Origin of the sequence: Shewanella sp. 10N.7 (assembly GCF_020806285.1) — a bacterium.
Classification (GTDB): Bacteria; Pseudomonadota; Gammaproteobacteria; order Enterobacterales; family Shewanellaceae; genus Shewanella; species Shewanella electrodiphila.
On the sequence record NZ_JAJGZS010000001.1, the window covers coordinates 105,052 to 118,847 of the forward strand.

General features: G+C 37.9%; 11 protein-coding genes. All 11 read right to left on the bottom strand.

Annotated elements, in window-relative coordinates; translation table 11 throughout:
- Nucleotides 1-91: 91 nt before the first annotated feature.
- Entirely contained in the window at nt 92-1,495 is a 1,404-nt protein-coding gene (gene cysN, locus LMH66_RS00410) for a sulfate adenylyltransferase subunit CysN (RefSeq protein ID WP_229367560.1), read from the bottom strand.
- A 91-nt stretch (nt 1,496-1,586) separates the two neighbouring features.
- A complete protein-coding gene (cysD, locus tag LMH66_RS00415) occupies nt 1,587-2,492 on the bottom strand; it encodes a sulfate adenylyltransferase subunit CysD (protein WP_229367561.1) in 906 nt (301 codons plus the stop codon).
- Between the two features lie 527 nt (nt 2,493-3,019).
- Complete coding sequence (locus tag LMH66_RS00420; protein WP_229367562.1) at nt 3,020-4,528, bottom strand: MBL fold metallo-hydrolase RNA specificity domain-containing protein; 1,509 nt, start codon at nt 4,526-4,528, stop codon at nt 3,020-3,022.
- Nucleotides 4,529-4,896: 368 nt separating this feature from the next.
- Nucleotides 4,897-5,784 (bottom strand): UTP--glucose-1-phosphate uridylyltransferase GalU, encoded by an 888-nt coding sequence (galU, locus tag LMH66_RS00425; RefSeq protein WP_229367564.1) that lies wholly within the window; start codon nt 5,782-5,784, stop codon nt 4,897-4,899.
- Nucleotides 5,785-5,829: 45 nt separating this feature from the next.
- Nucleotides 5,830-7,761 carry a polysaccharide biosynthesis protein gene (locus LMH66_RS00430; protein WP_229367572.1) on the bottom strand — a complete coding sequence of 644 codons (1,932 nt, stop codon included), beginning with the start codon at nt 7,759-7,761 and terminating at the stop codon, nt 5,830-5,832.
- A gap of 325 nt (nt 7,762-8,086) precedes the next feature.
- A complete protein-coding gene (locus tag LMH66_RS00435; RefSeq protein ID WP_229367574.1) occupies nt 8,087-9,253 on the bottom strand; it encodes a nucleotide sugar dehydrogenase in 1,167 nt (388 codons plus the stop codon).
- 24 nt (nt 9,254-9,277) lie between these two features.
- On the bottom strand, nt 9,278-9,832 hold the full coding sequence (locus tag LMH66_RS00440; protein WP_229367576.1) for a sugar transferase: 555 nt from the start codon (nt 9,830-9,832) through the stop codon (nt 9,278-9,280).
- 5 nt (nt 9,833-9,837) lie between these two features.
- The gene (locus LMH66_RS00445) at nt 9,838-10,785 is read right to left on the bottom strand and encodes a UDP-glucose 4-epimerase family protein (protein WP_229367577.1); all 948 of its coding nucleotides are present in this window, start codon (nt 10,783-10,785) and stop codon (nt 9,838-9,840) included.
- On the bottom strand, nt 10,782-11,582 hold the full coding sequence (locus tag LMH66_RS00450) for a glycosyltransferase (protein ID WP_229367579.1): 801 nt from the start codon (nt 11,580-11,582) through the stop codon (nt 10,782-10,784). Before LMH66_RS00450 ends, LMH66_RS00445 begins: the two co-directional genes overlap by 4 nt.
- 128 nt (nt 11,583-11,710) lie before the next feature.
- Nucleotides 11,711-12,781: a polysaccharide pyruvyl transferase family protein gene (locus LMH66_RS00455; protein WP_229367587.1), complete on the bottom strand. Its 1,071-nt coding sequence runs from the start codon at nt 12,779-12,781 to the stop codon at nt 11,711-11,713.
- A 68-nt stretch (nt 12,782-12,849) separates the two neighbouring features.
- On the bottom strand, nt 12,850-13,752 hold the full coding sequence (locus LMH66_RS00460; protein ID WP_229367589.1) for a glycosyltransferase family 2 protein: 903 nt from the start codon (nt 13,750-13,752) through the stop codon (nt 12,850-12,852).
- Nucleotides 13,753-13,796: the final 44 nt, after the last annotated feature.

Genomic DNA, 13,796 nt, shown 5'->3' on the forward strand with positions numbered 1-13,796 from the left:
GCAATAGCCTTGGCTGTTTATATTGGTTAAGCGTTAGCTAGCGGTTTACATGTGATAAAAACAACTCATTGCAATTACATCACCCTACAAGCTAGCCAATCACTTTGGCTCCCCAATGCGGAAAGTGCTTACGTACTAATGCATTGAACTCAACTTCAAACTCAGAGTATTGGTGCTTTGAACTTACCTCGCCTTCAACCGCCGAGCGGATCATTGCTGCGCCCACTGTCACGTTGGTCAGTCTATCAATAATAATAAATGCGCCCGTTGAACGATTTTGGCTGTATGAGTCAAATTGAACTGGCGCTGTTAAGGTAAAATGACAGTTACCCATTTCATTGAGTGCCAGTTGTTGGGTACTTTCGGTAGCTAATGTATTAACATCAACTTTAAAGTTAAAAGCATCCACATAACCGTATACCGACTTGCTGCCCGCTTTGATTTCATACTCACGGTCTAGTTGCAGTGGTTCTTCAGCCATCCAAACAACATCAGCTTCAAGGTGATTAGATGAATGAGGTTGATCATGGGGCCTAACAAGCATGTCACCGCGGCCAACATCAATTTCATCCTCTAAGGTAAGCGTTACTGACATACCAGCTGAGGCTTTTTTTAAGTCACCATCAAAGGTCACTATCGATTTAATTTTGCTTTCTTTACCTGATGGTAGTGCAACTATGGTGTCACCTACCCGGATTTCACCTGACGCTACAGTGCCGCAAAAGCCTCTAAAGTTCAGGTTTGGGCGGTTAACATATTGAACCTGAAAACGGAAAGAGGCATTGGTATCTTCAGTAATAGATACCGTATTAAGCAACTTAAGTAACGTAGAACCTGGATACCATTTCATATTGTCACTTTCGTTGACGACGTTATCGCCTTTTAAAGCAGAAATAGGCACAAAACGGATATCATCAAAGGCTAAATCTTGGGCAAATTCACGGTAGTCTTTCTTAATATTTTGATAAACGGATTGGTCATAATCAACGGCATCCATTTTATTAATCGCGATAACAACGTGCTTAATGCCTAATTGTGAACAAATAAAACTGTGTCTGCGAGTTTGAACTTGAACCCCATGGCGAGCATCAATCAAAATAATCGCTAAATCAGATGTCGATGCGCCGGTCGCCATATTACGGGTGTACTGCTCATGGCCTGGTGTATCAGCAATGATAAATTTACGTTGCTCAGTAGCAAAATAGCGATAAGCAACATCAATGGTGATCCCTTGCTCACGCTCAGACTGCAAACCGTCAACTAATAATGCTAAATCGAAAGCTTCATCAGTGGTATTAAAGCGCTTTGAATCTTTCTCAATGGCCGCCATTTGATCTTCAAAAATCATTTTGCTATCAAACAATAAACGACCAATTAACGTAGATTTACCGTCATCAACACTGCCACACGTTAATACTCTGAGCATGTCTTTATTTTCATGAACATTTAGATATGCTTCGATATCAGATGCGATTAACCTTGTGCTATCACTCATTACTTTTCCTTAGCTATCGCCGTACATGCTGCGCAGCTTCATCAATTCTTTAGGGTTAACTAGATGGATTAAAATAGATATATTTCTGTTATTAGAAATATCCTTCCATTTTTTTCTTCTCCATTGAGCCTGCTGAGTCATTGTCAATAACTCGACCTTGTCGCTCAGATGTGGTGCATAACAACATCTCTTGAATAATTTCAGGTAGAGTTGTCGCTTCTGATTCCACTGCGCCCGTTAATGGGTAACAGCCTAAAGTGCGAAAACGAACCATTTTTTGTTCTACCACTTCATTAGGTTCAATTGGCATACGTTCATCATCGACCATAATTAAGGTGCCATCACGCTCTACCACTGGACGAGGCTTTGATAAGTACAAAGATGGGATTTCAATGCCTTCAAGGTAAATGTATTGCCAGATATCCAGCTCAGTCCAGTTTGAAAGCGGAAATACACGAATACTCTCGCCTTTATCAACCTTGCCGTTATAAATGTTCCAAAGTTCTGGTCGCTGGTTTTTGGGGTCCCAGCGATGCTTACCGTCGCGGAATGAATAAACACGCTCTTTAGCGCGAGACTTTTCTTCATCACGTCTTGCACCACCAAAAGCAGCGTCAAAACCATGTTCATCTAGCGCTTGTTTAAGCCCTTCAGTCTTCATAATGTCGGTGTGTTTGGCACTACCATGTGTAAAGGGGCCAACATTCATCGCCACTCCGCGGGGATTTTTATGCACAATTAAATCAAAACCATATTTTTCGGCCATTTGATCACGAAAAGCGATCATTTCTTTAAATTTCCAGTTGGTATCGACGTGCATCAACGGGAATGGAATTTTTCCTGGGTAAAAGGCTTTTCGAGCCAAATGAAGCAATACTGAGGAGTCTTTGCCCACTGAGTACAACATCACGGGATTATCAAATTCAGCGGCGACTTCACGCATGATTTGTATGGATTCTGCTTCAAGTTGCTTTAAATGAGTCAATTGTGTCGACATATCAGTTCCAATAAACCTTCAATAATTCATATGAGAAAAAGAGACCCAAATGTCAGAGTCATCCCTTTAATAATTGTTAAGCTGAATTTACATATAATTATATTACCAGCATCAAATAATAGTAAAAGTTATTAATGGTGAGTTTAGTATAACGAAAAGGAATATAAAGGAATGAAAGGTTTGCAAAGTAACTCGTCGCGGACAGCTTGTGTCTGTAAGTGGCACAAGTGAGGCAAAATGAAGGAGGAATTATTGATGATAAAAAAGGTGGGATGAAAAACAAGCTTGATTAACTTAAATAGTGACGCTAACTCAAACAGAAAAAGTATTTACATTATATCGAATATAGCATGCTTCATTGACCGTCAAGGTCACTACTAACGCTGCAACAAAATTCGATAAAGCAACTCTCTTGGATAGCCAAAAATTTGAAAGCCAATAACTAAAAACCTATAACTAAAAGCCTTTAACTTAAAAGCTATTAACTTGAAAGCCAACTCCTTAAGAGTTTGCAATAAAGGAGACTATTACTCTTTGCCTATGACGACCTTACAATCAGGTAATAATTGCTGGTATTTTTCAGCCAAGGCTAGCTTAGCTTCTTCATCACCATGAACAATGCGAATATGCTTAGGCTTGTGATGCATGCGTTTTACAAAATTAACTAAATTAGTTTGGTCTGCATGGGCAGAATAACCACTAATGGTATAAACCCCTGCTTTAATATCGATTCTGGTATCATCAAGCACCACATACCCACCTTTAGGTCCGTAAGTTTGAATATCGCGCCCCGGGGTACCATGCGCTTGATAACCGACAAATAATACATCTGCTGTTGGCATACCTAAAAAACGCTGTAAGTAATTCATTATTCGCCCGCCACTACACATACCTGATGCCGCAATAACAATTGCAGGTTTGCTACGATTGCTCAGGTAATTAATCACAGTTAAATGGTCTTTATGGCTGTCTATGGTATATAGCTGCTTAAAATCTAAGGGATGCCGGCCAGTGCTAACCACCTTTTTAGCTTCTTTATCCCATAATTGCTGGAACTCAAGGTACTTCTCGGTGAATTTAGCCGCCATAGGTGAGTCAACAATAATATCAATTTGTTCCCACATAGCGTTATCTGGGTTGCGATTAATGATTTGTTCAAATTCGTATAATAATTCTTGGGTGCGGCCAATACTAAATGCAGGTATTAACACTACGCCTTTGTCCGCCACGCATTTAGTCACGATCTGCTTGAGCTGTTGAGTGCGGTGCTTGCGACCTTGGTGGTTTTTATCCCCATAAGTAGACTCAATCACTAAGGTATCTGCACGATAAGGGCTACGGGGACTCGCTAATAAAGGGGTATAAGTTGCGCCTAAATCACCAGAAAATACCACTCTGTGTTTATCCTTACCCATCAAGTCAAACTCAACATACGCCGAGCCTAAAATATGCCCCGCAGGTTTAAATTTAAGCTTGATTGAAGAGACATCACACTGAGATGGCACAGCATTATTCTTGGCTGCAGGACTAGCGAAAGCATGAGAATTCGCTTTAGAGTTGGAGCAATGTTTGTGACTTAAGCTAGCGTTAAGGGAAGCGCTAGAAATAGTATTAAGCTTAAGACTAACCCATTGATTATATTCAACAGGACGAATAAGAGCTCGCAGTTTTTTCAAAAACGTTTTAATTAATTTTTTGTCGCGGGTAACACCAACTTTAAGGGCATCTTCGATTACCAAAGGTAACAAAGCTGCTGTGGCAGTTGTTGCGTATATGGGTTTATTAAAGCCTGCAGCAATGAGATACGGTATGCGTCCCACATGATCAATGTGGCAATGAGTCAAAATGAGCGCTTGCACCGCACTAATATCAAAATCAATCTGTAATTGCTGCGCCGAAGAGTTACCAGCTGTTTCAGCCCCTTGAAACAAGCCGCAATCGATAAGGTAACTTGAAACAACACCTGACTCATTCACATCTAATTGATGACATGAGCCGGTGATGCCATTCACAGCGCCATGATGTAATATCCGCATATAAAATCCATTTTATGATTTAGATACCACTAACTTAGCATACAAAATAAGTAACACAATTGTAGTGCTCAAAAAACGACCCGGAAGTTGTAAAGTGCCAATGAGGTACAGGCCAATAGCGTCATGCATACGTTCAAGTTCTATCATTTAAAGCTGTTAATCTCCTGTTGCTTCAGCTAAAACAATTGCGGTGTATATAATTGAAAGTACTAAATTTGTAAATATAAGATCCTGAAATATACAGCCTGAAAAAAATTCACTTGAATACAAATTTGTATAAAAAGCCTTTAAAGTTTAAAAACAAAAAAGGCCTCAAGTTTTCACTTAAGGCCTAGTATTTGTATATTTATCGGTTAACTAGTAGCTAGCTAAAAGGCGTTGATCAAAGCATTAAGTTCAGCTTTAAAGTCTTTACCCAATTTTTTATCACGTAAGCCATATTCAACAAATGCTTTCATATAACCTAACTTATCACCACAATCGTGTGATTTACCGGTCATGTTAAACGCTTCAACTGTGTCTTGCTCAATCAGCATATCAATCGAGTCTGTCAGCTGAATTTCACCACCTGCACCTGCTGGCGTTTTAGCTAACAAATTCCAGATTTTTTCAGATAGAACATAACGGCCAACAACCGCTAAGTTTGACGGTGCGCTGCCAATAGCTGGTTTTTCTACCATAGCTTTGATTTTAGCCGAGTCACCTGGAGCAATCTCTTCTCCATTACAATCTGCGATACCGTATTTATTCACTTCATGGTCTGGTACAGGGGCAACCATAATCTGGCTAGCAAAGCTAGTATGATAGCGCGCCATCATCGCGGCTAAATTTTCAGTTTTTTGGTTTGCGGTATACTCATCTAAAATTACATCAGGCAGTACTACGGCAAAAGGGTTATTACCGATACAAGGTTTAGCACATAACACCGCATGCCCTAACCCTTTAGCTTCACCTTGGCGAACATGCATGATGGTTACATCTTTAGGACAAATAGACTGAACTTCTTCTAACAGCTGACGTTTAACACGCTTTTCAAGCGTTGATTCAAGCTCGTAAGATTTATCAAAGTGGTTTTCAATGGCATTTTTACTGGCATGAGTCACCAGTACTATTTCTTTAACACCTGCTTCAACACATTCATTAACGATATACTGAATAAGCGGTTTGTCCACGATAGGCAGCATTTCTTTTGGGATAGCTTTGGTGGCAGGAAGCATTCGTGTGCCAAGGCCTGCTACGGGAATAACAACTTTCATGAATCAATCATCCTTATAAAATCTGATAGTTAGATATTTTCAAAATTAAGCTAAATTGATGATATTTGTGTGTGCTTGTGTATTCTTTTCAGTTTGCTGAAATAATAAATCACAAATACCATCAGTAGGCGCAAAACCTGTGGGAGTTTTTAACAAAATATCGCGAATAGTTTCGTGGTCAAAAGCATGACAAGCTATATCTAAACGCTCGAGTATTTTAGAATACTCGGCCCATGAAAGGTGAACCTCATTAGCAGTCATAATTCTTTCGTGCTCGGTACCCGTGACATCATCACCAATAAGCAATTCTTCATAGAGTTTTTCACCCGGGCGTAATCCACTATATTCAATGGCTATTTCGCCTTCGGGGTTAAACTCATCACGGACATCAAAACCGCTCAGTCGGATCATTTTACTGGCTAAATCGATAATTTTCACTGACTTACCCATATCGAGAACAAAAACATCACCGCCTTTACCCATAGCGCCTGCCTGAATAACAAGCTGCGATGCTTCAGGTATTGTCATAAAGAAACGGGTAATTTCAGGGTGCGTAACTGTAACAGGGCCGCCATTAGCAATTTGGGTTCTAAATAGCGGCACTACTGATCCTGATGAACCCAATACATTACCAAACCTGACCATACAAAAACGGGTCTCATTCTTCTCTTTTGAAAAAGCTTGTAACACAAGCTCAGCCATCCGTTTGGTTGTCCCCATCACATTCGTTGGACGAACCGCTTTATCCGTTGAGATTAAAACAAAAGTTTCAACTTTCGCTGCAATAGCAGCTCTTGCTGTATTTAATGTGCCATAAACATTATTGCGAATTCCTTCGACAACATTGTGCTCAACAAGTGGAACATGCTTATAAGCCGCAGCGTGATATACAGTCTGAACACCAAAAGATTCCATAATCGCTTGGACACGATTCTCACGTTGAACCGAGCCCATCATCGGCAAAATACGTACATTGAGGCCAAGCTCTTTTGCTGTTGCTGATAACTCTCTTTCAATGGCATAAAGAGAATATTCAGACAGTTCAAATAACACTAATTTTTTGGGTGATTGCTTTAAAATTTGACGACATAGTTCTGAGCCAATAGACCCACCTGCGCCAGTTACCATAACCACTTTACCTGTGATATTAGCAGTTAATAAATCTTCTCTAGGCGCGACAGCATCTCGTCCTAGCAAGTCATCAATATCAACTTCTTTAATATCACTGTAAAGTTTATTACCACTCACCAAGTCTGCCATGGCTGGGATAGTTAATACTTGAGTAGATAATGGCTCTAAACGATCAAGAATTTCCTTTCGTTTAGCTCTGGTCGCACTCGGTATTGCCAACAGTACTTTCGTTGCTGCTTTTTGCTTGATAAGTTTACGTATGATTAAAGGTGAATGAACATGAACACCTTGTATTACACTGCCATGTAGCGCTTCATCATCATCGACAAAAGCATAAGGATAATATTCATGGCTTAATACAAGTGAATTAAGCAATTGACGGCCACTAACTCCAGCACCATAGATGATAACAGGCTCACCGTTGCGTTTAATACCGGAGCCAACTAAGGAGCGAACAAGAGCACGAGAGCCCCCGACAAACACCAAAGCAAACATGGCATATATGATTGGAACAGTTCGAGGCAGAGATGCCTCGGAAAAATAAGATACGAACACTAAAGTAACAGTTGATGCGACAGTACCAAGCAAAATAGCCGTTACTGCTTGTAAGCTCATATAACGCAGTACGGCGCGATATAAACCGAGCTTGACGAATGCTAAAATGCTGAACGGGATGATTGTAGCGAGCAAAGCCCAGTAATGCGCATTAAGTAGCACACTGACATCATCAACTCTGACTAATAGTGCAGTCCAAAAAGCAAAGCTTAGAAAAACTGTATCAATCGCGATACTCACTAAACGCTTCTGACTGCGCTCTAAACTAAACAAACTTTGCAAAAAATCCATTTTCCGCTCCATAAACTTAAAAATCATAGTGGATTACTTTTTAAATACCAGCCCCTAACCAATATACTATATACAGAAAAATATGAGTAATTCATGTAATTAGCTTAGGGTATTATATGTGAGAATATGAAAAAACACGAAGAAAAACTTAACTTGTTCACTTCTCTAAAAATATAGAAAAAGTGTTGAAAAAAGCTGCTGAGACACATTTTTATAGATTTTTTTAATATTGAGACAGAAATTAAAAGCGCTAATGGTTATAAATCAATACCCTAGCGCTAAAATCATAATAGATAGATCTATTCTGCAAACTTAACAACTAATATTAATCAGAACCGAATAAATCACGAGTGTATACTTTATCTGCAACATCACGTATTTCATCAACCATACGATTTGAAACAATCACATCGCAACTAGCTTTAAACTCTTCAAGTGATTTAATGACTTTAGAGTGAAAGAATTCCTCTTCTTGTAAAACGGGCTCATACACAACCACTTCAATGCCTTTTGCCTTTAAGCGCTTCATTATCCCTTGAACACTCGATGCTCTGAAGTTATCAGAACCCGACTTCATGATTAAACGATAAATACCAACCCGGCTTGGATTACGTTTGAAAATTGATTCTGCAACAAAGTCTTTACGTGTCGTATTAGATTCAACAATCGCACTAATAATGTTGTTAGGAACATCAGCATAGTTAGCTCGCAATTGCTTTGTGTCTTTAGGCAAGCAATAACCACCATAGCCAAATGAAGGATTATTATAATGATTTCCGATACGCGGGTCTAAACCTACACCTTCAATAATTTGACGTGCATTTAGAGCATGGGATTCAGCATAAGAGTCAAGTTCATTAAAGTAAGCAACTCGTAGAGCTAAATAAGTGTTAGAAAATAATTTGACGGCCTCAGCTTCAGTTGAGTCAGTAAACAATACTTCAATGTTCTCTTTTATTGCACCTTCAACTAGCAGGTTTGCGAATATCTCTGCACGTCCTGAACGTTCACCGACTATAATGCGAGACGGATGCAAATTATCATATAATGCACGACCTTCTCGTAAAAATTCTGGTGAAAAAATTAAATTATCACAACCCAACTTTTCTTTAATACGAGCAGTATAACCAACAGGTACAGTCGACTTTATAACCATTACTGCAGTAGAATTTATTTCCATTACATCTTTTATTACCGCTTCTACAGAAGATGTATTGAAATAATTGGTTTCAGCATCATAATCTGTTGGCGTAGCTATAATGACATATTCAGCGTCTGTATATGCAAATTTTTTATCAAGAGTAGCTTTAAAATTGAGAGGTTTATTAGCTAAGAAGTCTTCAATTTCAGTGTCAACAATTGGAACTATCTTTTTATTAAGCATTTGAACTTTATCAGATATGATATCGACTGCAACAACTTCATGATTTTGTGCTAAAAGCATAGCGTTTGATAAACCTACATATCCGGTGCCAGCAACTGCAATTTTCATTATTAATTTTCTTCCTATTAGAAACTATTTAGGCTTTACCGCGTCACCAGAACCACTGCCTGTGACAGTCATAATAATGTACTTGAAGTAATCTTTAACTGTTAAGCTATCAATCATCTGCTTATCAGTTTTAGCTAATAAAACCGGTGTAGACATATCGATGTTTTGTACCTGAGCCAGACCTGTGATTCCTGGCAAAACTTCATACACACCTAACGCATCACGCTCTTTAATCAACTCTTCTTGATTGAACAAATTAGGTCTTGGACCGACTAGACTCATTTCACCTTTAACGACATTAATTAATTGTGGTAACTCATCAATTTTTGTCTTACGTAAAAACACACCAAGTTTAGTAATCGATGCATTGTTGGCTAAATGACTAGCAACTGATTTAGTTTCAACAGACATAGTTCGGAACTTGATCAGTTTGAATGGCTTTTTATTTCGACCGGTACGTGTTTGCACAAAAATAGGAGAACCAGTATCAAACAAACCAATGATTGTGACAACAAGCAACACAGGCCACAAAAGTAACAAACCAAAGAAAGCAGCTAGGAAATCCAATAATCGTATCATAAAAATCACTTCTGTTTTGATTGTAAAAATGCGTTGGCACACTGTTTGAAGCCTTCTTCGAAGCTTTGGGGGGGGACCCAGCCCAGCGTATTCTTAGTATGAGTAATATCCACTTGGAGAGAACCAAGTAAACGATCTATAACATCTTGTTTACCAAGTGCCTTACCTGCCAATTTGTAACACCATTTAGGCACTGATAATTGCCATTGCTGTTTACCTAAGGCTTTTGCCATCTGTGCCACCATCTCAGAAGTTGAAACATCACAATCATCGGATACTAAAAAGGTTTCATTTGCGGCATTGGGATGATCGATACAAGTAACAATAAGGTCAACTAGATTTGTAACGGACACCAAACTGCGGCGGTTTTCTCTAATGCAACCAAATGGCAATGGTATACCTTTGGATACTAAGTTCATCAAGGAGGCAAAATTTGCTTTAACCCCAGGACCATAAACTAACGTTGGTCTAATAACTACAATTTCCATCCCGGTTTCTTTACCGATGGTAAATAACTGCTGTTCTGCCTCAGCTTTAGAGATCCCGTAGAAATCTTCTTGGGACGGTGCATCGGATGAAGTGAATGGCTTGCCTAGTACAGTACCCTCACCGTTAACTTTAATGCTGCTAATAAAAACAAATCTTTTAACTCCAGCTTTCGCTGCTTGATGAGCTAGATTTGCCGTGCCTAGTGTATTAACCTCTCTATATAGTTCTAGCGCATTATTCACCGAGTCACCCATAACATGTACTCGAGCAGCGCAGTGAATAACTGTCGAACAACCACTAATGGCACTAGAATAATCATCTTTACTATTAATTTCTGCTTGAGTATACCTATGCTTAGGATTTGAATTAGTCGCGCCTCTGTCAATAATAGATAAATTTAAAACGTCTAAGGCTCCTACTAAATGACGCCCGAGAAAACCATTAGCTCCTGTAATCAATATCATTTTTTTCTAGGGTCCAACGAATTTGTAAGTATCTTAAAAAAAGATAACATAAAATTAGGTAACAAAGGCCTTATCATCGGATAGCAAAGACCAAGAAATGACAATACACTAGGATTATATTTTATTAGCGGTTTTATACCCAATCTAAATCTATTTAAACCAACCATGAAATTATTCTTTTTTTCTGAACCTGCAGGGAACCTATAATATATCAACGGCTCTTTAATGTTCGAAAAAGTTGCGCCAAACTCTACACAACGTATCCATAAATCATAATCATCTTGTCGATATGCAGCATCCTTATTGTAACTACCTACATTTATGATCATTTCTTTCCTAAAAATAACCGAGGGATGTATGACAGGACAGCTCCAGATATATTTTTTAATTTCCGAAGGCTCTGAATTTACTTTACGTAATCCAAGCTCATTGCCATCTTCATCAACATCTACTGCATAAGTGCCGCAGATATCAATACTAGGATTATCTAATAGGAATGAAATTTGCTTTTCGAAGCGTTGAGGAAAACATATATCATCAGTATCAAATCGAGCAATATAGTCGTAGCTACAATTCCTCAAACCGACGTTAAGTGCGAACGATAGTCCATGATTTTCATCAAGCTGAACCGTTTTGATATTAAGTTTTTTTCTCCACAACTCAACTACAGACAATAAACTGATATTTACAGGGCCATCTAAAACAAGAACGACTTCGGCAGCTGGCAACGTTTGAACAGATAAACTTTGAAGGCACTCGTCAAGATATGATGGAACTTCCTTGTCATATAAAGACATTAGAACTGAGAACTTGTGCATAACCCCTACTAAAATTTTAACTATTGTTGTTTATTAAGCAACACTATAAATGCTGTAAGATAAAAGTGTGTATCGTGGTAGCGAACACAACACAGATAAAAACAATACTATGATAGCTGTTCTTTCAAGTAAGCTAGTGAACGTTGGCGCTCAGCTTTGATAACTTCCTTAGTATCGCTATAATCGATGTCTTTTAACATAATATCTTCAAGATTATTAATGTCATTGATAATACGATCCTTTCTCTTCATTGTTTCTAGAAGAGATGTAAGCTTTTGAGTATTAGTATTTCGAATCAAAGTACCAAACTTACTATTGGTAATAATAGAAAAAATAGTACCATGAAATGTATCTGTAATTACGTAGTCTGCATTTTTTATGTAGGACAAAACTTCGAACGGATGAGGAGTAACAACTTCGTCACACCATGGGAAAAAGAATCCGATTGAGATAAGTTTTTTATTGTACTTTTTCGCGAACTCAACAATTTTATCTATTTCTTGCTGGCCAGAGATTCGTGATGGATAAGTGTAAATGATGATGTAGTCTTTTTCAGGAATGTTGACTATATGCTTTGAAAAATCATAGATAAAGACAGGGTCAACATTCATAGTCGGTGCAGAGCCAAGTAATTTTTCTACTATACCAAACGAATTTTTATCTCTAACTGATATAGATTTCATGCTCCCCATAGAATCTTTTATTTTATCCTTTACACCATACTTCTCGATTTCAGCAATTGTTGTATGACCGAATGAGCCTGCATAAGAGATCACTTTGTCTGTTTCATTAATTTTGCCATAAAGCTGTTCTGTGAAGCCCCAAGGTGTCGGTTGTGCGAAGTTAAAAACCTCATCACTTCCTATCACAACCATATCATAAGTGTCGTTTTTACGCTTAAGAACCCCCAACTCATCGAAGAACTCATCTTGGAATCTTTTACTAATTAAGCGGTGTTGTTTTAGATATTTAAACATATGAACGTTCATAAAACGTTCTATAAATTTTTTAATATAAAGGGATTTACTCCGTTCGAACCCTTTCATATGAATGCCAGGAACAACATCAAGATATTCGCACTCATGACCAAAGCTCTCAATGGTTTTTCTCAATGCAAATGACTGCATAAATGAACCGTAGTTTACAACTTTCTGCATTGATAAAATTGCGATCTTCATAATTTTTTATCTCGTTATTTGAATTTGTAAAATGATATTGATCATCATCTAAAGTTTTTATCTTTATATTAAAATCTACGCTTAATTGCCAATAAAAACTTGTAAGGCAAGAATGATGCAACTAAAAATTTTATACTTAATAAATTTGGATAGGACATAAAGGACCTGATAAAGAATTTTATTGCTTCGGTAGTTTCGTTATTTTTTAGCTTTCGCTTACCCATAGCATTATAACGTTGACAGAAACGCTTCTTCTGCTCTTTTTCTGATAAAGTAGATATTAAATCCGCGTATTTTTTGTCAATCATTTCTATAGATTGTTTATTTTTATCTACGCTAGTTGTAATCTGCGTTCCATTGGTATGGACATAATAATTAATCAATGGACGGTCAATGAATTCAATATTACAAATTTGACATACTCTTATCCACAAATCGTAATCCTGAAGTTGTGGCATTTCAATGTCAAACATGCCAGCTTCTTCAAAAATGCTACGTCTCATCATAACGGAAGATGTTGTACCAATATGATTGTACGTCAATATTGATCGCGAAAGGTCACCTCTCTCTTTGGGAACTATGTTGTATTTTAAATCATGCTCCAAATTAACTACACTGGCACCAGTGTAAACTAGACCAACCTGAGATTGTATTTGTAAAATACGTAATTGTTCAGTTAATTTTAAAGGTAACCATTCATCGTCATCGTCCAGAAAAGCGATAATACTACCTCTTGATTTTTGAACGCCAAAATTCCTTGCATAATTGCCTCCTTTAGAAGAATCGAACCTATGGTAAGAAATACGAACATCATCTAAGGAATTGCAAAAGTTCAATGTATTGTCAGTAGATGCGTCATCAACAATGACAACTTCGATATGCTGATAGTTTTGGTTTAAAACACTATCGAGTGCTTTTTTTAATAAGTCCACCCTATTGTAGGTTGGGATGATTACACTAACTATTTCCACAAATTTATACTTCCCACTATTAACACTAAAATTTTATAAAACGT